Annotated in this window: 21 protein-coding genes; 7 read left to right on the top strand and 14 right to left on the bottom strand. The window is 55.6% G+C overall.

The annotated features are described in order from the left end of the window. Positions 1 to 152 precede the first annotated feature (152 nt). From F3J30_RS21975 to F3J30_RS21965, 3 genes are read left to right on the top strand one after another with little or no spacing between them, the layout of a single operon-like run. A complete protein-coding gene (locus F3J30_RS21975; protein ID WP_166718570.1) occupies positions 153 to 1,964 on the top strand; it encodes a beta-glucoside-specific PTS transporter subunit IIABC in 1,812 nt (603 codons plus the stop codon). Continuing rightward, positions 1,964 to 3,427: a family 1 glycosylhydrolase gene (locus F3J30_RS21970; RefSeq protein WP_166718569.1), complete on the top strand. Its 1,464-nt coding sequence runs from the start codon at positions 1,964 to 1,966 to the stop codon at positions 3,425 to 3,427. Before F3J30_RS21975 ends, F3J30_RS21970 begins: the two co-directional genes overlap by 1 nt. Before the next feature lie 23 nt (positions 3,428 to 3,450). After that, entirely contained in the window at positions 3,451 to 4,287 is an 837-nt protein-coding gene (locus F3J30_RS21965; RefSeq protein ID WP_166718568.1) for a PRD domain-containing protein, read from the top strand. A 14-nt stretch (positions 4,288 to 4,301) separates the two neighbouring features. On the opposite strand, the gene metE is transcribed toward F3J30_RS21965, so the two are convergent. Then, a complete protein-coding gene (gene metE, locus F3J30_RS21960; RefSeq protein ID WP_166718567.1) occupies positions 4,302 to 6,563 on the bottom strand; it encodes a 5-methyltetrahydropteroyltriglutamate--homocysteine S-methyltransferase in 2,262 nt (753 codons plus the stop codon). A 236-nt stretch (positions 6,564 to 6,799) separates the two neighbouring features. Between metE and metR the strand changes: the two genes are divergently transcribed. After that, on the top strand, positions 6,800 to 7,753 hold the full coding sequence (gene metR / locus F3J30_RS21955; RefSeq protein WP_014072261.1) for an HTH-type transcriptional regulator MetR: 954 nt from the start codon (positions 6,800 to 6,802) through the stop codon (positions 7,751 to 7,753). Here the strand turns inward: metR and F3J30_RS21950 are convergent. The 3 genes from F3J30_RS21950 to pldB all read right to left on the bottom strand — a co-directional run bounded on the left by F3J30_RS21950 (position 7,641) and on the right by pldB (position 10,441). Then, the gene (locus F3J30_RS21950; protein WP_014072262.1) at positions 7,641 to 8,540 is read right to left on the bottom strand and encodes a carboxylate/amino acid/amine transporter; all 900 of its coding nucleotides are present in this window, start codon (positions 8,538 to 8,540) and stop codon (positions 7,641 to 7,643) included. The two genes, metR and F3J30_RS21950, sit on opposite strands and share 113 nt — an antisense overlap. Before the next feature lie 82 nt (positions 8,541 to 8,622). Then, the gene (gene yigL, locus F3J30_RS21945) at positions 8,623 to 9,423 is read right to left on the bottom strand and encodes a sugar/pyridoxal phosphate phosphatase YigL (protein WP_014072263.1); all 801 of its coding nucleotides are present in this window, start codon (positions 9,421 to 9,423) and stop codon (positions 8,623 to 8,625) included. Positions 9,424 to 9,448: 25 nt separating this feature from the next. Further along, positions 9,449 to 10,441 (bottom strand): lysophospholipase L2, encoded by a 993-nt coding sequence (gene pldB / locus F3J30_RS21940; RefSeq protein WP_166718566.1) that lies wholly within the window; start codon positions 10,439 to 10,441, stop codon positions 9,449 to 9,451. A 109-nt stretch (positions 10,442 to 10,550) separates the two neighbouring features. Between pldB and rhtB the strand changes: the two genes are divergently transcribed. Beyond that, a complete protein-coding gene (gene rhtB, locus F3J30_RS21935) occupies positions 10,551 to 11,171 on the top strand; it encodes a homoserine/homoserine lactone efflux protein (protein ID WP_166718565.1) in 621 nt (206 codons plus the stop codon). On the opposite strand, the gene rhtC is transcribed toward rhtB, so the two are convergent. The 3 genes from rhtC to pldA form a co-directional block, all read right to left on the bottom strand. Continuing rightward, positions 11,168 to 11,788, bottom strand: coding sequence for a threonine export protein RhtC (gene rhtC / locus F3J30_RS21930; RefSeq protein WP_014072266.1), 621 nt, complete (start codon positions 11,786 to 11,788; stop codon positions 11,168 to 11,170). The two genes, rhtB and rhtC, sit on opposite strands and share 4 nt — an antisense overlap. A 61-nt stretch (positions 11,789 to 11,849) precedes the next feature. Further along, positions 11,850 to 13,679, bottom strand: a complete 1,830-nt coding sequence (gene recQ, locus F3J30_RS21925) for an ATP-dependent DNA helicase RecQ (protein WP_166718564.1) — start codon at positions 13,677 to 13,679, stop codon at positions 11,850 to 11,852. A gap of 90 nt (positions 13,680 to 13,769) precedes the next feature. Beyond that, positions 13,770 to 14,639, bottom strand: coding sequence for a phospholipase A (gene pldA / locus F3J30_RS21920; RefSeq protein ID WP_014072268.1), 870 nt, complete (start codon positions 14,637 to 14,639; stop codon positions 13,770 to 13,772). Between the two features lie 162 nt (positions 14,640 to 14,801). Here pldA and yigI point away from each other — a divergent pair, with 162 nt between their 5' ends. Both yigI and rarD read left to right on the top strand, forming a co-directional pair. Further along, positions 14,802 to 15,269: an acyl-CoA thioesterase YigI gene (gene yigI / locus F3J30_RS21915; RefSeq protein WP_166718563.1), complete on the top strand. Its 468-nt coding sequence runs from the start codon at positions 14,802 to 14,804 to the stop codon at positions 15,267 to 15,269. A gap of 51 nt (positions 15,270 to 15,320) precedes the next feature. Continuing rightward, positions 15,321 to 16,217, top strand: a complete 897-nt coding sequence (rarD, locus tag F3J30_RS21910) for an EamA family transporter RarD (RefSeq protein WP_014072270.1) — start codon at positions 15,321 to 15,323, stop codon at positions 16,215 to 16,217. Positions 16,218 to 16,300: 83 nt separating this feature from the next. On the opposite strand, the gene corA is transcribed toward rarD, so the two are convergent. From corA to F3J30_RS21875, 7 genes are all read right to left on the bottom strand, one after another. Further along, positions 16,301 to 17,251, bottom strand: coding sequence for a magnesium/cobalt transporter CorA (gene corA, locus F3J30_RS21905; protein WP_014072271.1), 951 nt, complete (start codon positions 17,249 to 17,251; stop codon positions 16,301 to 16,303). A gap of 356 nt (positions 17,252 to 17,607) precedes the next feature. Next, complete coding sequence (gene uvrD, locus F3J30_RS21900) at positions 17,608 to 19,770, bottom strand: DNA helicase II (protein ID WP_014072272.1); 2,163 nt, start codon at positions 19,768 to 19,770, stop codon at positions 17,608 to 17,610. A gap of 80 nt (positions 19,771 to 19,850) precedes the next feature. Further along, the gene (gene yigB, locus F3J30_RS21895) at positions 19,851 to 20,567 is read right to left on the bottom strand and encodes a 5-amino-6-(5-phospho-D-ribitylamino)uracil phosphatase YigB (protein ID WP_014072273.1); all 717 of its coding nucleotides are present in this window, start codon (positions 20,565 to 20,567) and stop codon (positions 19,851 to 19,853) included. Then, positions 20,567 to 21,469, bottom strand: coding sequence for a tyrosine recombinase XerC (gene xerC, locus F3J30_RS21890; protein WP_166718562.1), 903 nt, complete (start codon positions 21,467 to 21,469; stop codon positions 20,567 to 20,569). The genes yigB and xerC overlap by 1 nt, the downstream gene beginning before the upstream one ends. Continuing rightward, positions 21,466 to 22,173 (bottom strand): DUF484 domain-containing protein, encoded by a 708-nt coding sequence (locus tag F3J30_RS21885; protein ID WP_014072275.1) that lies wholly within the window; start codon positions 22,171 to 22,173, stop codon positions 21,466 to 21,468. Before F3J30_RS21885 ends, xerC begins: the two co-directional genes overlap by 4 nt. Further along, positions 22,170 to 22,994, bottom strand: coding sequence for a diaminopimelate epimerase (dapF, locus tag F3J30_RS21880; RefSeq protein ID WP_014072276.1), 825 nt, complete (start codon positions 22,992 to 22,994; stop codon positions 22,170 to 22,172). Before dapF ends, F3J30_RS21885 begins: the two co-directional genes overlap by 4 nt. A 35-nt stretch (positions 22,995 to 23,029) precedes the next feature. Next, on the bottom strand, positions 23,030 to 23,233 hold the full coding sequence (locus F3J30_RS21875) for a lipoprotein (RefSeq protein ID WP_014072277.1): 204 nt from the start codon (positions 23,231 to 23,233) through the stop codon (positions 23,030 to 23,032). Between the last annotated feature and the right edge of the window lie 57 nt (positions 23,234 to 23,290).

The raw sequence follows: 23,290 nt of genomic DNA, 5'->3' as shown, positions 1-23,290 counted from the left end.
CCTGTGTTGTTTGACTTTTAAACACAATCTGGACGATATACAAAGCACAGGCGTGTAACTACGAGCCGTAGGCAAGACCTGAAGCCCTTCTCCTCTTTCGAGTGGAGAAGGGCTTCAGGTCTTTTTTTTGCTCTGGAGACAGGGGCCAGAACATGAACCACTTGCAAACTGCGCTGGACATCATCGCCCAGGTTGGCGGTGCTGAGAATATCGAACATATCGAACATTGCTCCACCCGCTTGCGGTTGAGCCTGTATGACAACAGCAAGGTCAATGAAACGGCGCTGACCAACATCGACGGTGTGCTGGGCGTTCGCGTCAACGTGCAGTGCCAGGTGATCATCGGTCACGAAGTGGTACAGGTGTTTGATGCGGTGCGTTCTCTGGTGGGCTCACCGCAGGCTGGCGGGCAACATACGCCCGCCAGAGTCAGTCGTGGAGCGCAGATTGTCGATTTTGTCATTAGCGTCTTTCAGCCGCTGGTGCCGGCAATTGCTGGCGGCGGGGTACTGAAATCCCTGCTGCTGTTGCTGGATGTGATGGGCTGGTTGAGCCGCGACAGTTCAACCTACAAGGTTCTGGATAACATCGGTTCTGCGCCGCTCTATTTCCTGCCGATCCTGGTGGCGATCACCACCGCCATGAAGCTCAAAGTGAACGTGCTGGTTGCCGTATCTGCCGTGTCGGTGATGGTGTTGCCAGCCATGACCAAACAGCTTGCCGAAGGAACGGCATTTATGTCATTCGACCTGCGCAACGTGGCGTATGCCTCGCAGGTGTTTCCGGCCATCCTGTGCGTGCTTTTTTACACCCAGACCGAAAAGCTGTTCAACCGCTACTCACCCGGCGCGCTGCGCATTTTCCTCTCGCCAATGCTTTCTCTGCTGGTCACCGTCCCAGTCACCCTGCTGCTCCTGGGGCCGCTGGGTTATGAGCTGGGTGCCGGGCTGGCAACGGTCATTTTGTGGCTGTACGGAAAACTGGGTTTTGTGGCAACCGGGCTGCTTGCCGCCGCCCTGCCTTTTATGGTCGCCGCCGGGATGCACAAACCGATGCTGCCGTACGCCGTCGCCTCTATGAGTCAGTTCGGGCGTGAGATGCTCTACCTGCCTGCATCGCTGGCGCACAACATTGCCGAATCCGGCGCGTGCCTGGCGATTGCACTCAAAAGCAAAGATAAAGTGCTGAAGTCCACCGCGTTCTCTGCCGGGATCTCCGCGCTGTTCGGTATTACCGAACCGGCGCTGTATGGCGTAACGCTGCTGAATAAAAAAGCGCTCTACAGCGTGATACTCGGGGGCGTGGTGGGCGGTGCATTTATCGGCTGGATGGGTATTCAGGCTTTCGCGCTTGTGGGCCCCGGTCTTGCCAGCATCTCAATGTTTGTCTCGCCAGATAACGCAATGAACATCGTCTGGGCCTTTGCCGGTGCGGGATTGTCGTTTGCCGTGGCATTTATCAGTGCATTACTGCTCTGGCGCGACAAGGTACCGGAAAAAACCGATACCCTGACGTTCACCCGCCCGGTAGAAGGGCAAATCATCCCGCTGGAAAACGTTAATGACGATGTTTTCTCACGCAAAATCATGGGTGACGGGATAGCGATTGTGCCTTCTCAGGGTGTGTTGCGCGCACCGGCAGACGGCACTGTGGTGAATGTATTTGAAAGTGGTCATGCGCTAAGCCTGCTCACCGATGCCGGTGTCGAGCTGATATTCCATATCGGGATCGACACCATCAGGCTGCAAGGCGAGGGCTTCTCAGCAAAAGTAGCCGAAGGCCAGCACGTAAAGAGCGGCGACACGCTGATTGAATTCTCACTGGACACCATAACCGCCGCCGGGCTCGATCCGGTGGTGATGATGGTGGTCACTAACGGCGAACGCTTTTCGCTGACACCAGGTAATACCGACGATAAGAATCCAAATCCTCATATCATCATGACGCTTAAGGAGTCCGTGTAATGGAGAAATCCCTCCCGTTTCCGCAAGGTTTTTTATGGGGTGGCGCAATTGCCGCCAATCAGGCCGAAGGGGCATGGAATGTGGACGGTAAAGGGCCGTCTGTGGCTGACGCTATCACCTGGAAGCCTAATCTGTCCGTTAAGGATTACAGCGGCCATATGGCACTGACCGACGATAACATCCGCGACGCGTTCGAAGGGAAAAATGACGTGCTGTACCCGAAACGCCGCGGCATTGATTTTTATCATCACTATAAAGATGACATCGCATTGTTTGCCGAGATGGGCTACACCGTGTTGCGAGTGTCGATTGCCTGGTCGCGTATTTTCCCGACTGGCGAAGATGCTGCGCCAAACGAGGCAGGTCTGCAATTTTACGAGAAGATGTTCCGCGAGCTTCGCCGCCATAATATTGAACCGCTGGTCACGCTTTCTCACTATGAAATGCCGCTGGCGTTGAGCGAAAAATACAACGGCTGGGTACATCGCAATGTGGTGGATGCCTTCGTGCGTTTCAGTAATGTCTGTTTTGATCGCTATAAAGATCTGGTGCGCTACTGGCTGACGTTTAATGAAATAGACAGCATTCACCGCCATCCGTTTACCACGGCAGGTATCCGCGAAGAGAAAAGTCTGCCGGGCAAAGCGAAACAGGATATCTACCAGGGGCTGCATCATCAGTTTGTTGCCTCTGCGCTGGTGACGCGCGATTGCCACGCCAAAATTCCGGGCAGCCAGGTCGGGTGTATGCTCACCAAGCTCACCACCTACCCGCATAGCTGCCGTCCGGAAGATGTGGAAGCCACGCTGAAGAAAAATCTCGAGAACTACTTCTACGCGGATGTACAAGTGTTTGGTGAATATCCGCCGCTGATCCTGTGCGATCTGGCGAGCCGGGACATTCAGATAGAGATGCAGACCGACGATCAGCGCATTCTGAAGGAACATACCGTCGATTTCGTCTCCTTTAGCTACTACATGTCGATGACCGAATCAACGCAGCCGGATGTCGAGCGTATCCCGGGTAACACCGTTCTCGGGGTGAAAAACCCGTATCTGCCGGCCTCTGAATGGGGTTGGCAGATTGACCCGGTCGGGCTGAAGATCTCCCTGCTTGAGCTATACGACCGTTACCAGAAGCCGCTGTTTATCGTCGAAAACGGCCTTGGCGCGAAAGATGTGGTCGAAAACGGTGAGATCCACGACAGCTATCGCATCGACTATTTCCGCGCCCACTTCGAGCAAACTTTGGCAGCTATTAATGAAGGGGTGGATGTGATGGGATTCACCACCTGGGGATGTATCGACATTATCAGCGCGGGCACGTCACAGATGTCCAAGCGCTATGGCTTTATCTATGTCGACCAGGACGATGAAGGCAACGGCACGCTAAAACGCCTGAAGAAAGACTCTTTCTGGTGGTACAAAAAAGTGATTGCCAGCAATGGCGCTGACATGAGCTAACCGACCCGGCTGCAGGAATAACCGTGATAACGATAAAAAAATCGCTTAATAACAGTATGCTGCTGGTCGACAACGACCAGCGGGAGATGATCCTGTTCGGCAAGGGGATCGGCTTTGGCGCAAAACCCGGCACCAACATCGATCTCGCACAGGTAGAGAAAGTTTTCCTGCCGCTGAGCGACCTCAAATCCCGCCATTTTTTATCGTTGACGGACACCATTCCTGCGGCGTTCTTCGATATCAGCCACGACATTCTTACCCTGGCACGCAGCCAGTGCGGGGACAAACTCAATTCAGTGCTGCTCTTCACGCTCGCAGAACATCTGCACTTTGCCGTGGAGCGCAGTCGGAGCGGGCAAATCATCCGCAATAAGCTCAGTTGGGAAGTGAAGCGCTATTACCCGCAGGAGTACGGCGTGGGGTTGCTGGCACGGGCGCAGGTGAACAATAAGTTTGACGTTGAGCTACCGGAAGACGAAGCGGTGAATATCGCCTTTCATCTGATCAACGCCAGCAGTCAGGATGATGACAGCAGCGCCCACCAGCAGGTTGAGCTGGTGAACCGTATCGCCGAAATCGTGCGCTATAAACTCGGCAAGGCCATTGATACGCAGTCGGTGAACTATATGCGCTTTATTACTCATCTGCGTTACTTTGCAGAGCGGGTGCTGGCGGGGAAGATTGCGCTGAGCGAAACCGAGGATTTTTATCAGGAGCTGATGCGCCACCGCCCGGATGCGATGACCGTGGCGTGGGTGATCCGCGACTATGTGCAGGATAAATATCAGCTCACCTTACCGAAAGATGAGCTGACATGGTTAAGCATTCATATTAGCCGCCTGATGGATGGGGTGGCGTAAAACGTGCGCAGGAGTTAACCCTGACGCAGGTTCTGCGCCGCCTTCACCATGTTCGCCAGAGCGGCGCGGGTTTCTGGCCAGCCGCGGGTTTTGAGGCCGCAGTCCGGGTTTACCCACAGACGCTCCGCCGGGATACGCTGCGCGGCTTTCTGCAACAGCGCTTCAATCCATTCCACGCTCGGTACGTTAGGGGAGTGAATGTCGTATACACCCGGTCCGATTTCGTTCGGGTATTCAAACTCCTCGAAGGACTCCAGCAGTTCCATGTCTGAACGTGACGTCTCAATAGTGATCACATCGGCGTCCAGCGCGGCGATGGAATCCATGATGTCGTTAAATTCGCAGTAACACATGTGTGTGTGGATCTGGGTGTCGTCCTTTGCGACGGCAGCGTTGATGCGAAACGCCTCTACGCCCCACGCCAGATAGGCATCCCAGTCGCTGCGACGTAGCGGTAAACCTTCACGCAGAGCCGGTTCGTCGATCTGGATAATGCCAATGCCTGCCGCTTCCAGGTCCGCCACTTCATCACGCAGCGCCAGCGCAATCTGCTTCGCGATAGTTTCACGGGTCACGTCTTCACGCGGGAAAGACCAGCAGAGGATCGTCACCGGGCCGGTCAACATGCCTTTGACGGGTTTGTCGGTCAGGGACTGGGCGTACTTCGCCCACTCAACGGTGATCGCTTCCGGGCGGCTGACATCGCCGATTACCACTGGCGGCTTCACGCAGCGGGAGCCGTAGCTCTGCACCCAGCCGTTCTGGGTAAAGACAAACCCGTCCAGATGCTCACCAAAGTATTCCACCATGTCGTTGCGTTCGGCTTCACCGTGTACCAGCACGTCCAGACCTAAACGTTCTTGCTCCACAATCGCCTGCTTGATGTGTTCGGCGATGCCAGTACGGTAGTTGTTCGCATCCAGGTTGCCCTTTTTGAAGTCCAGACGCAGGCCGCGGATTTCCGTGGTCTGCGGGAATGAACCGATGGTGGTTGTCGGCCAGGCTGGCAGGTTAAAACGGGCACGCTGGGCTTCGGCACGCACTGCATAGGCGCTCTGGCGCTGGCTGTCCTGAGCAGTGATGGCCGCAAGACGTTTTTCCACTGCCGCGTTATGCACGCGAGTCGAATGGCGGCGCGCCTGAATCGGTGCGCTCCATTCGCTAATGGCAGCCGTGTCGCCGCTGTTCAGGGCATCGCGCAACAGCGCCAGCTCTTCACATTTTTGCAGGGCGAACGCAAACCAGCTCTTCACTTCGGCATCCAGACGCGTTTCAACACTCAGGTCGATTGGGCTGTGCAGCAGTGAACAGGAAGAGGCCACCCACAGATCTCGTTTACCCACGATCGCGTTAACCTGGGCATATTTTTCCGTCAAATCAGCACGCCAGACGTTACGGCCATTCACCAGGCCAGCCGAAAGCAGCCAATCAGCAGGCAGGCGTTTGTGCAGCTCCGCCACATCATCCTTACCGTGGACCAGATCAACATGCAGGCCCTGTACCGGCAGCGCAGTGATAGTGTCGAGGTTCGGGGTTACCCCTTCAAAATAGGTGGTTAGCAGCAGCTTTACCTTTCCTGTGAGCGCGTCATACGCGGGTTTGAAGGCGTTCAGCCACTCCGGTGTAAGCTCCAGTACCAGCGCAGGTTCGTCGATTTGCACCCACTCGATACCGCGTTTTGCCAGCTCCGCCAGCACTTGCTGGTAAACCGGCAGGATGTCGTTCAGCAGGCTCAGGCGATCAAACTGCTCGCCTTTCACTTTACCCAGCCACAGGTAGGTGACCGGGCCAAGCAGCACAGGCTTCACCTTGTGACCCAGCGCCAGCGCTTCGTCCACTTCATCCAGCAGCTGCGTCCAGGTCAGTTTGAACTGCTGGCCTTTCACAAATTCCGGCACCATGTAGTGATAGTTCGTGTTAAACCACTTGGTCATTTCCGCTGCTGCCGCAGGCTCACCGCTTGGCGCACGGCCACGGCCGATACGGAACAGGGTGTCGAGATCGACCGATCCATCGCTGTTCTGATGACGAGCCGGCACGTTGCCAAGCAGCAGGCTGGTAGTCAGAACATGGTCGTACCAGGCGAAATCGCCCACCGGCAGCAGGTCAATGCCCGCCTGTTTCTGCTGATCCCAGTGACGGGCACGCAGCTCACGGCCCACGGCCAGCAGCTCTTCGCGGGTGGAGTTTCCTGCCCAGTAGCTTTCTTGCGCTTTTTTCAGTTCGCGACGCAGACCAACGCGAGGGAAACCGAGTGTGTGATTGCGGATTGTCATGTTTTCTTCCTCTAATTAATTGTAAATCCTTTGGATTTTGAATTTAGGGAAGGCGGCAAGTTTGCTCATCCCCGGGAGCTTACAGGAGTAAGTGACCGGGGTGAGTAAACGCAGCCAACGCACCATAAATTTAAAAGACGAAGGATTTTAGCCGTCCAGATGTTTACACATCCATAATTGGCAGTTACTGTATATTCCTCAAGCGCAAAATGTTCATGCCGAAGTGAAGGACTTTCATGATCGAGATAAAACACCTGAAAACGCTACAAGCGTTGCGGAACTGCGGTTCTCTCGCAGCGGCTGCGGCCACGCTGCACCAGACTCAGTCCGCCCTTTCACACCAGTTCAGCGATCTGGAACAACGCCTCGGCTTCCGTCTTTTTGTGCGTAAGAGCCAGCCACTACGCTTTACCCCGCAGGGTGAGATTTTGCTGCAACTGGCAAACCAGGTGCTGCCGCAAATTGCCAGCGCGTTGCAATCCTGCAACGAACCGCAGCAGACAAAATTGCGCATCGCGATTGAGTGTCATAGCTGTATTCAGTGGCTGACCCCCGCGCTTGAGAACTTCCGCCAGAAGTGGCCGCAGGTGGAGATGGACTTTAAATCCGGTGTGACGTTTGACCCACAGCCCTCGCTCCAGCAGGGCGAGCTGGATCTGGTCATGACTTCTGACATCCTGCCGCGCAGCGGCCTGCACTATTCGCCAATGTTTGATTATGAAGTGCGCCTGGTGCTGGCACCGGATCATCCGCTGGCCGCTAAAACGCGCGTCACGCCAGAAGATCTGGCCACGGAAACGCTGCTGATTTACCCGGTGCAACGCAGTCGCCTGGATATCTGGCGTCACTTCCTGCAACCGGCAGGCATCAACCCGCAGCTGAAAAGCGTGGATAACACCTTGCTGTTAATTCAGATGGTTGCCGCCAGAATGGGCATCGCGGCGCTGCCGCACTGGGTGGTGGAGAGTTTTGAACGCCAGGGCCTGGTGGTGACCAAAACCCTGGGTGAAGGACTGTGGAGCCGGCTTTACGCTGCCGTGCGCGATGGCGAGCAGCGTCAACCGATTACAGAAGCGTTTATTCGCTCAGCGCGGAACCATGCTTGCGACCATCTTCCGTTTGTGCGGAGCGCGGAGCGACCCAACGGCGATGTACCCACAACGAAGCCAGGATCACCGTTCCCCCAATAATAAAGCTCGGCCAGTGCGGTTGCTCCTGCCAGATAGCCAGGTTGACCAGCAGACCCGCAGGCACATGCACGTTGTTCATGATCCCCAGCGTACCGGCGTCTACTTGTGTAGCGCCGTAGTTCCACATGAAGTATCCCAGTCCTGATGCCACTACACCCAGCCAGACCAGAACGCCCCACTGCACGGAAGTGGTCGGCAGTTTTTGCGGGTTACCGAGCATAAACCACGCCGCCACGGCAACGATTGCCGCTCCCATATAGAACCAGGCAAAGGCGTTATGCTGCGGCATCGGACGGGTTTCCATCAGGCGTTTGTAACCCACCATGCCAATGGCGAAGCTGATATTCGCTAACTGCACAAACATCAGGCCGGTCCAGAAGTGGTCGCTCACTTTGTCGTAGCGAATGATCGCCGCGCCGACAACCGCCAACAGCGCGCTCAGCGCGTAGCCCCAGCGCAGGCGACGCTTACTCAGCAGATCATAAATCAGCGTGATATAGAGCGGTGTGAGCACGGTGAACAGCAGGAATTCGGATACCGACAGGTACACGTAAGCGCGGAAGCTGAACAGATACATGATGCCGAGCTGCATTGCCCCCACCAGCATGTACAGCAGAATGGTTTTCAACGTTTGCCCACGCGTACGCAGAAATGGCAGGAATACCAGCGCCGCCAGCCCCACGCGCATCAGCACTGAGAAATAGCTGTCCACCGAACCCGCAAGATATTCGCCAATCAGGCTAAAGGAGAAGGCCCACAGAATAGTGGTGATAATGAGTAGCGCCACAATGCTTGTCTCTCTGAAAGAAGGACAGGCATTGTAGCGAACTCTTTAGTTGACAACTGAGCAATAAATAACCGAATGAAGATTATTCAAGGAACAGCTTGCGCAGATATTTCGGCACGGCGTTATCGGCATTAGATCCGATCACTTCCAGTTCCGGGTGCAGATCCTTCAGACGCTGGTGCGCGTTCTCCATGATGCAGCCTTTACCCGCCATCGAGAGCATTTCCGCATCATTCATGCCGTCGCCGAAGGCGATGCAGTCTTTCAGTTCAAAGCCCATACGTTGTGCCACCGCTTCCAGCGCGTGACCTTTCGACACGCCACCGGCCATCACTTCCAGGCAGGTTAGCGTAGAGAAGCTAACGTTAACACGGTCACCCCAGCGGGCGTTGATCGCCTGCTCCAGCGGCAGTAACTCTTCATGGCTTTCACAAGTGAAGAACACCTTGCTGATCCCTTCTGGCTCGAGCAGGCCTGGCTCATACAGGGTGTAGTTGAATACTGCTTCTTTGAAGAAACGCATTTCGTCCGGGCGATGGCGGTTCATAAACCACTCATCATCGCGATACACGTTGGTCACGATGTCCGGGTTATTGTGCACCACGCCGAACAGATCGGTGGCGATATCCCGGTCAAGGTTATGCGTGAAAATCAGATTGCCATCGGTGTCGTGTACGCGCGCACCGTTGGAGGTGATCATGTAGGCTTTGATGTCCAGGTTATCGCGGATCTGCCCCACGTCCACGTGGTGGCGACCGGTGGCAAACACGAAGTTCACGCCACGGGCAGTCAGGAGCTTCAGGGTTTCTTTCGCAAAAGGCGATAAGGTGTGATCGGGGGAAAGCAGCGTGCCATCTAAGTCAGATGCAACAACCTGGTACATAGGGAAATTTAACCTCAATAGAAAATCAGTTATGCCTGTCGAAAAATTCGACAATGGCGTTGAGCGCGACTGAGCGCATGGTGTCCTTTTCAAAAAGGATCTCATGGTACGCGCCATTTATGACCAGCGGTTTACCCCCTTCACAAGGGTAACCGGCGGCGGCACGCAGTTCACAAAAGCGGTCGTGCATACGGTTATCAACCACACGTTCTTCTTCGGCCTGAAGCAGTAATGTCGGCGTGTTGTCATCGCCAGCGCCCGCCAGCGCCTGCTCACCGGCAAGAATGCCTTCCCGTACCCAGTGATAGGTGGGGCCGCCAACGCGTAAACGCGGTTCATCGGCATAAAAACGCAGGTTACGACGGTATCGCTGTCGGCTATGAGTCAGCACGTTCATCGTATACGGCAGCGCCCGCCAGCGACCGGTTCCGATAGCATAACCTTCCCGAATACGCTGATGGCCCTCAGCCCAGTCGAGAATATGGCGTACCATCCAGTCAGGAAAACGCATCACGATGCCAAACATGGGCGCGCTGAGCGCAATGGCATCACACTGATGCGAATGGCGCTGCAAGAACAGCGTGGCAATGGCACCGCCCATTGAATGCGCGAGAATATAGCGTTTTCGCCAGGGACCGGGCTGCACTTCCTGCTGCCAGAATGCCGCAAGATCGTCGACATAATCGCTGAAATTATCCACGTGGCCACGGTGAGTGTCCGACAGCATTCGCCCGGAAAGCCCCTGCCCGCGATGGTCAATAATCAGCACGTCAAAACCCATGTGGAAAAGGTCATAGGCCAGCTCGGCATATTTGACGTAACTCTCAATGCGACCCGGGCAAACCACAATGACCCGATCGTTTTTTTCAGCCCGAAAACGGACGAAGCGTACAGGAACATTGCCCACTCCGGTAAATCCGGCCTCTTCACGCTGACGCCAGAACTCGGTAAGCGGGCCCATAGAGAAAGCAGCAAATGCGTTTTCTCGAGTTTCCCAATCCTTTTTCTGCTGAAACATCGGGTTTCCACCCCTGTAAGCCAAGGAATATCGTTTTTTCGTGACAGGTCACAAAATGACTCAACAATAGCGTATTGTGGCATAAAAACAGACGATTCGGGAGTTTCAAATGACCTTCGAGTGGTGGTTCGCTTACCTGCTGACATCCATCATCCTCAGCCTTTCACCGGGCTCTGGCGCGATTAACACCATGACCACCTCCATCAACCACGGCTATCGTGGTGCGGCGGCATCGATTGCTGGTTTGCAGACCGGGCTGGGCATTCACATCGTGCTGGTCGGTATCGGCCTGGGGACCCTGTTCTCCCGCTCGGTGCTGGCGTTTGAAGTGCTGAAATGGGCCGGTGCGGCGTACCTGATTTGGCTTGGCATTCAGCAGTGGCGCGCGGCAGGCTCCATCAACCTGAACACCCTTGCGCAGGCGCAAACGCGTGGCCGTCTGTTTAAGCGCGCCGTGTTTGTTAACCTGACCAACCCGAAAAGTATCGTCTTCCTTGCTGCCCTGTTCCCGCAGTTTATCGTGCCTCACCAGCCACAGGTGATGCAGTACGTGGTGCTCGGGGCGACCACCATCATTGTCGATATCATTGTGATGATTGGTTACGCGACACTGGCGCAGCGGATTGCGGCGTGGATTAAAGGGCCTAAACAGATGAAGGCCCTGAATAAAGTATTTGGTTCGCTGTTTATGCTGGTTGGCGCGCTGCTTGCGTCAGCGCGTCATGCTTAGCGAGAAATGATGAGATGAATGCCGAAGCCGGTGAACAACGCACCGGCAAAGCCGTCAATCCACTTCGCAACACGCTGATACCCACGGCGCATCGCTGGTAAGGCAAACAGGCTCGCCACGATGGTAAACCAGGCGAACGTCTCAACGACGATCAGCAGGAAGATACCCCAACGCGCACCCGCGCCCACGCTATCACCCACAAACAGAGAGAACACGGAGCCGAAATAGATAATCGCTTTCGGGTTTGCCAGGTTAGTCAGTAGCCCTTTCACAAAGCTGCGGCCACCGGTTGCCAGCTCAACTTTTGGCTCTTCCGGCTTTTTCTCTTCTTTCTTCAGCGCCCCGCGCAGCATCTGGTAACCCATCCAGCACAGATATAGGCCACCACCGACCATAATGATGTTATGCAGCCAGGCCATCTTCGCGAGGATCAGGTTCAGGCCCAGCAACGCTACCGCCGCCCAGACCATGACGCCCATGGTAATCCCGAGCACGCCCATCATCGCCTCTTTGCGGGAGCGGCTGACGGCAGTTTGTGACACGAAGAAAAAGTCAGGGCCCGGGCTCATCAGGGCAACAATGTGCACTAACGCCACGGTGAGAAATAGCATTAACATAATTAACTCGCGGGGAAATAATTGAGTGAGTCACCATCCTGGCACTTTTTAGCCCGGCTGACTACTCCTCATCATCACCGTCAGCGTGAGAGCGAATGAGTGCCATAAACTCCTTACCAAACCGCTCGAGCTTACGCGTGCCAACGCCGTTGACGCTGAGCATCTCGCTGGCGCTGAGCGGCATCTGTTCGGCCATCTCAATCAGCGTCGCGTCGTTAAAGACCACGTACGGCGGGATATTCTCTTCATCCGCGATGGCTTTACGCAGCTTGCGCAGTTTGGCAAACAGCTTGCGGTCATAGTTGCCGCCGTAGGATTTCTGCATCACACGCGGCTTGAGGGCGATAACGCGTGGCACGGCGAGCTTCAGTTCGACATCACCGCGCAGCACCGGGCGCGCCGCTTCGGTGAGCTGAAGCGCAGAGTGCTGGGCAATATTCTGGGTGGCAAACCCCAGATGAATAAGCTGGCGGATAATACTGACCCAGTGCTCGTGGCTCTGGTCTTTGCCGATCCCGTAAACGGGCAGCTTGTCGTGGCCCATATCGCGAATACGCTGGTTGTTCGCGCCACGCAGCACTTCCACCACGTAGCCCATCCCGAAGCGCTGATTCACACGATAGATAGTCGAGAGCGCCTTACGCGCATCCATCAGGCCATCGTACTGTTTTGGCGGGTCAAGGCAGATATCGCAGTTGCCGCAGGACTCCTGTCGCCCTTCGCCAAAGTAGTTGAGCAGCACCAGACGACGACAGGTTTGCGCTTCAGCAAAAGCCCCCATTGCGTTGAGCTTGTGGCGTTCGATATCCTGCAATTGCCCCTGCGGTTTCTCTTCCAGGCAGCGGCGCAGCCAGGCCATATCCGCCGGATCGTAGAACAGCATGGCTTCCGCTGGCAGGCCATCACGCCCGGCACGGCCGGTTTCCTGGTAGTAAGACTCAATATTGCGCGGGATGTCGAAGTGCACCACAAAGCGCACGTTGGGTTTATTGATCCCCATCCCGAATGCCACCGTGGCGACCACGATTTGCAGGTCATCGCGCTGGAATTTCTCCTGCACGTCAGCACGGATGTGGTTTTCTAACCCGGCATGATACGCCGCCGCGCTAAAGCCACGGTTTTGCAGACGCGCGGCAGTGTCTTCCACTTTTGCGCGGCTGTTGCAGTAAATGATGCCAGACTTGCCGCGCTGCTCCTGCACGTAGCGTAAGAGCTGATCCAGCGGCTTGAATTTTTCCATCAGCATGTAGCGGATGTTTGGGCGGTCGAAGCTGCTGACCTGAATAAAGGGATCGTTCAGCCCCAGCAGACGAACAATATCCAGCCGGGTGGTGTCATCAGCCGTCGCGGTAAGCGCCATAAACGGCAGCTCGGGGAAACGCTGACGCAGTTGACCGAGGGCCGCGTATTCCGGGCGGAAATCGTGTCCCCACTGGGAGATACAGTGTGCTTCATCCACTGCCAGCAGCACCGGGTTCCAGTGCGCCAGATGCTCAAGGAAGTTATCCAGCATCAGGCGTTCAGGCGCAATGTACAGCAAGCGGATCTGCCCGGTACGGCAACCCGCCATGACCTCAAGTTGCTGCTCACGGGTTTGCGTGGAGTTAAGACAGGCCGCCGCGACGCCGTTGGCAAGCAACTGATCCACCTGGTCTTTCATCAGTGAGATAAGCGGTGAAACCACGACCGTCAGGCCGTTCAGCACCAGCGCGGGAACCTGATAACAGAGCGATTTCCCGCCGCCGGTCGGCATCACCACCAGGCAGTCGCGACCGCCCAGTACGGTGTCGATGATGGTTTCCTGGCCAGGGCGGAACTGCTGGTAGCCAAAGGTTTCGTGCAGAATCTGTTTAGCCAGCGATTCCTGATTCAATACTTCCGCCTGCGCCACGTTAACCCCATTTGCCAGAAATAAAACAGGCGCTATTTTCAGCGCCTGAGAGAGAAACTTCAACGTTTAACGCAAAAACATTCGAGCGGCCTAGAAAATATCATTCAGCATCACGCCCACACCGACGCGGGTTTGATTGAAGTTATAATCGATAAGTGACTCGCCGTAACCACTGTATACTTGCGTATAAAGACGCACATGTTTGCTCACCGGATAGCTCAGGCCCACTTCCGCGCCGCCGTAGCCGGTATTCCAGTTGTACTGCCCTTTCGCGCTCAGCACCGCATCGCCTAACTGGTAGCCAATTTTGAGCTGGTAGTAACCCATGTATTTGGTGATATCCGGGTTGTCGTCCGTGGCACCCACCACGTACCACGGCTTAACTTCCACCATCCAGTTACCGTTTTGCGCCATCAGGCGGGTATAAACCCGGTTCCAGCTGCGCGAAGTGGGGTCAGCGCGGCCATTGGAGTCGTGGTTAAAGCCCATCTCCACATCGCGCAGCGTCCAGCCGGCAAATTCGTAATCCGTTGCAAAGCCGAGGAACAGCTGCGGTTCATAGTTGGTTTCACGAAACGGCGAGGACTCGCCGCTGTTTGAAAGCTGCCACCAGGATTTTTGCGTATAAGAAGCACCCAGCACCGAGTTTGGCCCTAAGATACCGCGCCAGAACGGGAATGCCAGACTGAGCTGGTACTTCACTTCATCTTTGCGCGCATTATCAGACCAGCTGTAAGACTTAATCGCCTCTTTGTTGATATCGCTGGTCCAGGTGTAGAGCAAATAGTTGGTGTCATACGGGTAGAGCGTGAACGGATTGTCATGCTCCTGAAGTAAGTTAGCGATAATGCTGCCGCGAACGGCTGGCGTATCGTGTACTTCATTCACTGTCGCTTCCTGCGCATATGCTGTGAGGGGCAGCGCAACCGCCGCCAGTAACCAACCCAGATACGTCCGCATCGGTGGTGTTCTCCTGCAAATATTGAGATTTCATGAATAGTTTTATGGCGGACATTCTACAGACTTCCGCACTAACTTCCGCCTCCTCGTTTCTGAAAGTGGAATTCCTTATTGTTGAGGCATAAAATCAACATTTTATTAACAATAAGGACGTCATTTCTCATGTCAGCCACGCTAACCGCCGAAGAAGCTTTAAAACTCGTGGGCGAGATTTTTGTTTACCACATGCCGTTTAACCGCGCGCTGGGGCTGGAACTGGAACGCTACGAGAAAGACTTTGCCCAGCTCAGCTTCAATAATCAGCCGATGATGGTGGGCAACTGGGCGCAAAGCATTTTGCATGGCGGGGTGATTGCTTCTGCACTGGATGTAGCGGCGGGGCTGGTCTGCGTGGGCAGTACGCTGACGCGTCACGACACCATCAACGAAGACGAATTGCGCCAGCGTTTATCGCGCATGGGTACCATCGATTTACGTGTCGATTATCTGCGCCCTGGCCGGGGAAATCGCTTTACCTGTACCAGTAGCCTGTTGCGCGCAGGCAACAAAGTCGCCGTCGGCCGTGTCGAACTGCATAACGAAGAACAGGTGTATATCGCCAGCGCAACCGCCACTTATATGGTGGGTTGATGCCGCAAAATCGGGTAAAGTTAGTTCACTTTTTTGTAACGGATTTTCCCGATGGATGCTAAACAGACGCGGCAGGGCGTGTTACTCGCTCTGGCCGCTTATTTTATTTGGGGTGTTGCTCCGGCGTACTTCAAGCTTATCGCTTATGTACCGGCTGACGAGATCCTCACTCACCGCGTAATCTGGTCCTTCTTCTTTATGATTGCCCTGATGAGCATCAGCCGTCAGTGGTCAGGCGTCAAAACGCTGCTAAAAACCCCGAAGAAGGTCTTTCTGCTGGCGCTCTCTGCGGTGCTGATTGGCGGCAACTGGCTGCTGTTCATCTGGGCGGTGAATAACCATCATATGCTCGAAGCGAGCCTCGGGTATTTTATTAACCCGCTGGTGAACATTGTGCTGGGGATGATTTTCCTCGGCGAACGCTTCCGCCGTATGCAGTGGCTGGCGGTCATTCTGGCGTTCTGCGGCGTGCTGGTGCAGCTGTGGACCTTTGGCTCGCTGCCGGTTATTGCCCTGGGGCTGGCGTTCAGCTTTGCGTTTTACGGGCTGGTGCGTAAGAAAATCGCCGTTGAAGCGCAAACCGGCATGTTGTTCGAAACCCTGTGGCTGCTGCCCGTGGCCGCGATTTATCTGTTTGGTATTGCCGACAGCGCCACCAGCCATATGGGCAGCAACCCGTGGTCACTGAATCTGATGCTGATGGCCGCAGGTGTGGTGACAACCATCCCGCTGCTGTGCTTTACCGGTGCGGCAACGCGTCTGCGCCTCTCTACGCTGGGCTTCTTCCAGTACATTGGCCCAACGCTGATGTTCCTGCTGGCAGTGGTGTTTTACGGCGAAGTGCCGGGCGCAGATAAGATGGTAACCTTCGCGTTTATCTGGGTCGCACTGGCGGTATTCGTCGCGGATGCGATTTATACCCAGCGCAGGGTGCGCAAAGGGCTGTGATGTTGCCCTCACCCTAACCCTCTCCCACAGGGAGAGGGAATTCGATCGTAGGGCGGGTAAGCTCAGCGCCACCCGCCTGATTTTTACAGCCAGTTACGACGCTTAAAGTACAGATACGGCGCAAGCCCGGCGAGGATCATAAAGATAATCGCACCCGGGTAACCAAAGCTCCAGCGCAGCTCCGGCATAAACTCAAAGTTCATCCCGTAGCTTGAAGCCACAAGCGTAGGCGGCAGGAACACCACAGATACCACCGAGAAGATCTTGATGATGCGGTTCTGCTCGATATTGATAAAGCCCATTGCCGCCTGCATCAGGAAGTTAACCTTCTGGAACAGGGATTCGTTGTGCGGCAGCAGGGATTCGATATCGCGCAGGATCTCACGCGCCTGCTCCAGCTGACCACCCGGCAGACGCGCTTTACGCACCAGGAAGTTCAGCGCACGCTGGGTATCCATCAGACACAAACGCACCTTCCAGCCGATATCCTCCAGCTCCGCCAGCGTGGAAAGGGCTTCGTCATACTCATCGCCCTGATGGCCTTCCATGATCACGCGGCTCAGCTTTTCCAGATCGCTGTAGATGTTTTCAATCTCATCCGCCAGCTGTTCGATTTTGGTTTCAAACAGATCGAGCAGCAGTTCGTAGGCGTTTCCGTCAACCATTGCCTGGCTACGGGCGCGCATTCGGTAGAGACGAAACGCAGGTAATTCACGCTCACGCAGGGTAAACAGGCGACCATCACGGATGGTAAATGCCACGGTGGAGTTACCGGCGTGATCTTCGGCATCTTCAAAGAAGAAGAAGGAGTGAATATGCAGGCCGTCTTCGTCTTCAAAGAAACGGGCCGATGCTTCGATGTCTTCCAGTTCTGGACGGGTTGCCAGGCTTTGCCCTAGCTCGGATTGTACGCGAAGGCGTTCATCGTCGTCCGGCTCGACCAGATCCACCCATACTGCATCAATGAGGGGCTGCGACTCTTCGGCTTCAAGCCGAGTCAGTCGGTTATTTTCGAGTTGAAATGCGCTCAACATGACCGGGACTCCCAATGCAAAAAATATCGGACAGTTCGGTGGGCACACAGAAACAAATTGGGTTTCAGACCATTAAACAGCCTGACTCAGCGCGACGGGAATAATGCAGTCGCTGACAACCACTAAGGCCATCAGCAAGAGGAGATAGCCTTAGGAGTTGTTCCTGGTTGACAGGGAATTGAGCCAGTATCTACTGGGTGTGTCCAAGGCGAATGTCCTCTTAGCGTAATCGTGCGCGCATGTTACGCCAGCAGTAACTGTGGCGTCAACACGCAACGAAACGCTGAAGGGCATTAATTGACCTTCAACGTATAAGGCTAGCAGATTATTACAAAATAATGATATTTTTCTGAAAGTTACACAGTTTCCAGTCGGGCGTAGGCCGCCACCAGCCATTTGATCCCCTGCCCCTGGAATGCCACCTGCAACCGGCTGTGCTCGCCGCTGCCTTCAAGGTTCACAATGGTGCCTTCACCAAATTTCGCATGACGCACGCGCTGACCCAGCTTATAACCGGTGTCGTTTTCCGACATCGGCGTCCCCATGCGCTGATGGCTGACAGGACGGCTGACACTGGCGCGCAGGCGTACCTCTTCCACACACTCTTCCGGCAGTTCGCCGATAAAGCGCGACGGACGGTGATAAACCTCTTTGCCATACAGACGGCGGGTTTCGGCGTAGGTTAACGTCAGTTTTTGCATCGCGCGGGTGACCCCCACGTATGCCAGACGGCGTTCCTCTTCCAGACGTCCGCCTTCATCCAGCGACATCTGGCTCGGGAACATCCCCTCTTCCATCCCGACAATAAACACCTGCGGGAACTCCAGCCCTTTGGCGGAGTGCAGGGTCATCAGCTGCACCGCATCCTGCCAGGTATCCGCCTGCCCTTCACCGGCTTCCAGCGCGGCGTGGGAGAGGAATGCCTGAAGCGGCATCAGATCTTCATCTTCTTCGTTGTAGCTGAACTGGCGCGTTGCCGTGACCAGTTCCTCTAAGTTCTCAATACGGGTCTGACCCTTCTCGCCTTTTTCCTGCTCGTACATCATCCACAGGCCGGAATCTTTGATAACCCGGTCAGTCTGCACATGCAGCGGCATATCTGCCGTTTCCTGCGCGAGGGCGTCAATCAGTTCAAGGAAGCGTTGCAACGCGCTGGCCGCACGTCCGGCGAGGGCTTTTTCCTGCAACAGCTCGCGGCAGGCCTGCCAAAGCGTGAGCTGGCGATCGCGGGAAGCCTGACGCACCACGTCCAGCGTTCTGTCACCAATGCCGCGCGTTGGGGTATTCACCACGCGCTCGAAGGCCGCGTCGTCGTTGCGGTTGGCCATCAGACGCAGATACGAGAGCGCATCTTTAATTTCCTGGCGTTCGAAGAAGCGCATCCCGCCATAAATCCGGTACGGCATACTCACCTGCAACAACGCCTCTTCCAGCACACGCGACTGGGCGTTGCTGCGATAGAGGATGGCACACTGCTCCAGCGCGCCGCCGTTGTCCTGCCAGGTTTTGATGCGGTTAACCACAAAGCGCGCTTCATCGAGTTCGTTAAAAGCACAGTAGAGAGAGATGGGCTCGCCATCGACGCCATCGGTCCACAGCTTTTTGCCCAGACGCCCGTTGTTGTTTTCAATCAGGGCGTTCGCCGCGCTCAGAATGTTGCTGGTCGAACGGTAGTTCTGTTCCAGACGGATGGTTTCTGCGCCCGGGAAGTCGTTGAGGAAGCGCTGGATGTTTTCCACCTGCGCCCCACGCCAGCCGTAGATAGACTGGTCATCATCGCCCACGATCATCACCTTGCCGGTATCGCCAGCCAGCATCCGGATCCAGGCATACTGAATGTTGTTGGTATCCTGGAATTCGTCCACCAGGATATTGGTAAAACGTTCGCGGTAATGCTGGAGAATATGCGGCTTGTTCAGCCACAGCTCGTGCGCACGCAGCAGCAGTTCGGCAAAGTCCACCAGACCGGCGCGATCGCAGGCTTCCTGGTAGGCCTTATACACATTCTGCCATGTCTGCTCGACCGGGTTGCCGAAGCTCTGAATATGATGCGGGCGCAGCCCTTCGTCTTTTTGACCGTTGATGTACCACATGGCCTGACGCGGCGGCCACTGTTTCTCATCAAGGTTCATCGCCTTGATCAGGCGTTTCAGCAAACGGAGCTGGTCTTCGCTGTCGAGGATCTGGAAGTCCTGCGGCAGGTTGGCGTCCATATGGTGCGCGCGCAGCAAACGGTGCGCCAGACCGTGGAAAGTGCCTACCCACATACCGCCCTGGCTTGTGCCCATCAGCTGCGCGATGCGGTGACGCATCTCTGCCGCTGCTTTGTTGGTAAACGTCACCGCCATAATGGAATACGGTGAGCAGTTTTCTACGCTTTGCAGCCACGCGATACGGTGCACCAGGACGCGCGTCTTACCACTGCCCGCCCCAGCCAGAACCAGCAGGTTAGTTCGCGATGCGGCAACCGCGTCACGCTGTTTGTCATTAAGGCTGTCGAGAAGGTAGGAAACGTCCATTGGCACCGCCAGGTCATGTCGGGCAGGCGAACGTCATGCATTCGCCAAAACCCTGGTAATTTATACAATATTACTGGTGATTATATCAGCGTGGTGAGGGATGCCAACCGCGAAATTTCTATGTGTGGCAGCAGCCGGCTGTCCTGGGTCTGCATCAAATCAGCCTTTTCTGGCTTGATCCAGCACGCCTGCATCCCGCAGCGGATCGCCCCGGCAACGTCTGTAGTCAGATCATCGCCCACGTGCAGGATCTTGCCTGTCGGCAGGTCGAGTTTTTCCGCCGCCAGGTGGTACATGTCGTTGAACGGCTTAGAGCGCCCATCCGGGCCGGCACGCAGCACGAATTCAAAATAGTCGCCAAGACCAAAGAGCTCAGGCTGCGCGTTGCCGTTGGTGATCGCCACCAGCGGCCACTTTTCAGCCAGCGCTTTCAGGGTGTCGTGGGTTTCCTGCGGCACATCGATGCGGCTACGCCATTTTGCGAAGTTTTCCATCGCCGCTTCGGCACCGATGGCCGCATCGTGCGCACTCATGCCGACATTTAGCATCGCCTGCTCCACCGCACGGCGACGCCATTCAGAGACATCGTGATAAATATCCGGCTCGGTTTCCCGCAGCGCCTGACGCAGACGCTGGAAGTCTTTGTTCTGCATCTCTTTCAGGGCTGGGTGGTAGTTCTGTACAAACGCCAGGGACTCTTGCTCAGTGCGCAAGATAACCGGGTGGTTGTCATAAAGGGTGTCATCAAGGTCAAACGTCAGGGCTGAAATCTGACCTAATGGTCGGTAAAAACGCATTATTTCCCCCGTTTGGCGCGTGGATGCGCCGCATCGTACACCGAGGCAAGGTGTTGAAAATCAAGGTGGGTATAGATTTGAGTGGTCGATAAGTTGGCGTGACCTAACAGCTCCTGCACGCCGCGTAAATCACCGCTCGATTCAAGCATGTGGGTGGCAAAAGAGTGGCGCAGCTTGTGTGGGTGAACATGGCTGTTCAGCCCTTGCTTGATGCCCCACTCCGCAAAGCGTTTCTGCACGTTTCGCGCCGAAATGCGCTTGCCGAGCTTCGATAAAAACAGGGCGTTTTCCTCTGCGCCAAACAACCCGCGCAGATCCAGCCAGTGCTCAATCCAGGACACCGCATTGCGGCCAATCGGTAAGCGGCGCTCTTTGCTGCCTTTACCCATCACCCACACTTCACCGGTATCAAGATCGAGATGTTTTAAATCGAGGTTCACCAGCTCAGAAAGACGCAGCCCCGCACCGTACATCACCTCCAGCATGGCGCGATCGCGCACGGCCAGCGGATCGTTAAGATCGATATCCAGCAGGCGGTTTACATCGTCTACATCGATATTCTTGGGCAGATGACGCGGGGCTTTTGGCGTGGCGATCCCTTTTGCCGGATTGGCTTTCAGGCCGCCCTGGCTGACCAGCCAGTCGAAGAAACTGCGCAGTGCAGAAAGCCTGAGCGCCAGGCTTGCCGGGCTTAACCCCTTGCGGCGGCTACGCACCACAAAGGCGCGCACGGTAGCAGCGTCACATTGTTGCCAGCTTTTCAGGCCGATTTCTTCGGCAATCTGCATGATGGCATCAAGCTGACGCTGATAGTTGAGCAGCGTAATCGGGCTTAGCTGACGCTCGACGCCCAGATAACGCAGAAAGCGCGTGACGTCAGTTGTGAGCAGTACGTCCGTCATACCCGTTCAATCCAGCGCTCCAGTAGCTCAGGCAGCATGAGCGCCAGCTCCTGCAACAGGTGTGTCCCCTGCCCTTGCTCATAGTGGTGCGCATCACGGCTGGTGAACAACATCACGCCTAAATCGCCATCGCGCCCCATCAGCGACATCGCCACCGAACCAATGGCTTTGGCCTCTGGCAACACCACCAGCAGCTCAGGTCCGTTCAGCGGCCCAAGATAGTGGTTCTCGTGACCAAGACGCTGAATGCGCAGCGGTTCAAACGCCTGACGGTTTAGTGCCAGATGAGTAAAACCGGAGGGCGCGCCGATGCGCCAGCGGTCAGGGAAGAGGCGGAGCGTTGCGCCTGCCAGCCCCAGTTCACGCGCCCAGCGATGGAAGCGGCTGAGAAACTCGTCAAGGCTGTGCGCCGAGGCCAGACGCGCCTGCAAATGCAGCAAGCGATAGAACAGGCTTTCGTTGTTACTTGCCTGTTCCATTAACAGCGTCATGTTCTCTTCGAGCTGATTGATATGGTTACGCGAGCGTGCCATGTGCCATTCGACCAGCGACACAGATTCACGCACCGGATGGGGCACGCGCATCTGTTCGACAACGCGTGCATTACGGATAAAAAACTCAGGATTGCGCAGCAGGTAATCAATAACAGCTCTGTCGTCCAGTTCCGTTTCTGATGCCTGAAGTTCTTCCCCTGGTTGTTTCATAGATGGATAAACCCGTCATAGACATGTGCCGCCGGGCCAGTCATATACAGTGGATGACCCGGTCCTTTCCAGGCGATATCAAGGCGACCACCTGGTAACTCCACGCGAACCTCTTCCGCCAGTAATCCCTGAGAGATACCGACAGCAACTGCCGCACAGGCGCCGCTTCCGCAGGCCTGGGTTTCACCCGCACCGCGCTCGTAAACACGCAGACGGATGTGTTCGCGTTTTACCACCTGCATAAAGCCGATATTTGCACGCTCCGGGAAACGCTCGTGGCTTTCCAGCACCGGACCCAGCGTTTCTACTGCGGCGGTATCAACATTATCGACCTGAATCACGCAGTGTGGGTTGCCCATAGAGACAACGCCGCACAATACTGTCTGCTCGGCCGCACGCATAATATAGGTCTTTTCCGCTTTGTTAGCGCGAAACGGCACCGCGGATGGCTCAAAGTTTGGCTCGCCCATATTCACACGCACCAGCTCATCGTCGGTGACGCTCAGGATCATGCGTCCGTTTGCCGTGCTCACGCGAATATCACGCTTGTTAGTCAGCCCTTTCAGGCGAACAAAGCGGGCAAAACAGCGCGCGCCGTTACCACACTGCGACACTTCGCTACCGTCGGCGTTAAAAATGCGATAGTGAAAATCGAGGTCAGGATCGTAGGGTGGCTCAACCACCAGCAGCTGATCAAACCCTACGCCCAGATGTCGATCCGCCAGGCGGCGGATCAGTTCTGGTGAGAAAAAGACATTCTGCGTTACCGCGTCGACGACCATAAAATCGTTGCCAAGGCCATGCATTTTAGAGAACTGCATCATTTGCTCCATTGCGCGGGTACAGAACGTAATTATCAGAGATTAACCTGAGTCGGGCCGCCATTATCACCGCGATCGTTAGTATCCGGCGAAGAGGACTCGATGGTGCTTGGTGCCGGTTTCGTCGGCGGTGGCGCGGTTTTATCCGCTGGCGGGAAGTACAGTGGTCCCTTCAGCCCGCAGCCAGTCAGGCTAAACAGCGTGATGAGAACGGCAAGCGTTCGGAAAACGTTTTTCATTATAAAGTTGCCCGTAAGTTCAAATCTGTTTCTATCATCGCAGGAGAAGACACAAAA

Origin of the sequence: Enterobacter sp. Tr-810 (genome assembly GCF_011752765.1) — a bacterium.
Classification (GTDB): Bacteria; Pseudomonadota; Gammaproteobacteria; order Enterobacterales; family Enterobacteriaceae; genus Enterobacter; species Enterobacter soli.
The sequence above is the reverse complement of the archived record's forward strand: the minus strand, read 5'-3'. Positions and strand labels throughout refer to the sequence as shown.

What these genes read in the sequence shown, in the direction of transcription:
- corA (WP_014072271.1), bottom strand. Translation starts at nt 17,251, where the DNA reads ATGTTGAGCGCATTTCAACTCGAAAATAACCGACTGACTCGGCTTGAA.
- F3J30_RS21885 (WP_014072275.1), bottom strand. Translation starts at nt 22,173, where the DNA reads ATGAAACAACCAGGGGAAGAACTTCAGGCATCAGAAACGGAACTGGAC.
- yigB (WP_014072273.1), bottom strand. Translation starts at nt 20,567, where the DNA reads ATGCGTTTTTACCGACCATTAGGTCAGATTTCAGCCCTGACGTTTGAC.
- dapF (WP_014072276.1), bottom strand. Translation starts at nt 22,994, where the DNA reads ATGCAGTTCTCTAAAATGCATGGCCTTGGCAACGATTTTATGGTCGTC.
- metE (WP_166718567.1), bottom strand. Translation starts at nt 6,563, where the DNA reads ATGACAATCCGCAATCACACACTCGGTTTCCCTCGCGTTGGTCTGCGT.
- F3J30_RS21975 (WP_166718570.1), top strand. Translation starts at nt 153, where the DNA reads ATGAACCACTTGCAAACTGCGCTGGACATCATCGCCCAGGTTGGCGGT.
- metR (WP_014072261.1), top strand. Translation starts at nt 6,800, where the DNA reads ATGATCGAGATAAAACACCTGAAAACGCTACAAGCGTTGCGGAACTGC.
- F3J30_RS21970 (WP_166718569.1), top strand. Translation starts at nt 1,964, where the DNA reads ATGGAGAAATCCCTCCCGTTTCCGCAAGGTTTTTTATGGGGTGGCGCA.
- uvrD (WP_014072272.1), bottom strand. Translation starts at nt 19,770, where the DNA reads ATGGACGTTTCCTACCTTCTCGACAGCCTTAATGACAAACAGCGTGAC.
- pldA (WP_014072268.1), bottom strand. Translation starts at nt 14,639, where the DNA reads ATGCGGACGTATCTGGGTTGGTTACTGGCGGCGGTTGCGCTGCCCCTC.
- rarD (WP_014072270.1), top strand. Translation starts at nt 15,321, where the DNA reads ATGGATGCTAAACAGACGCGGCAGGGCGTGTTACTCGCTCTGGCCGCT.
- F3J30_RS21875 (WP_014072277.1), bottom strand. Translation starts at nt 23,233, where the DNA reads ATGAAAAACGTTTTCCGAACGCTTGCCGTTCTCATCACGCTGTTTAGC.
- yigI (WP_166718563.1), top strand. Translation starts at nt 14,802, where the DNA reads ATGTCAGCCACGCTAACCGCCGAAGAAGCTTTAAAACTCGTGGGCGAG.
- xerC (WP_166718562.1), bottom strand. Translation starts at nt 21,469, where the DNA reads ATGACGGACGTACTGCTCACAACTGACGTCACGCGCTTTCTGCGTTAT.
- pldB (WP_166718566.1), bottom strand. Translation starts at nt 10,441, where the DNA reads ATGTTTCAGCAGAAAAAGGATTGGGAAACTCGAGAAAACGCATTTGCT.
- rhtB (WP_166718565.1), top strand. Translation starts at nt 10,551, where the DNA reads ATGACCTTCGAGTGGTGGTTCGCTTACCTGCTGACATCCATCATCCTC.
- rhtC (WP_014072266.1), bottom strand. Translation starts at nt 11,788, where the DNA reads ATGTTAATGCTATTTCTCACCGTGGCGTTAGTGCACATTGTTGCCCTG.
- yigL (WP_014072263.1), bottom strand. Translation starts at nt 9,423, where the DNA reads ATGTACCAGGTTGTTGCATCTGACTTAGATGGCACGCTGCTTTCCCCC.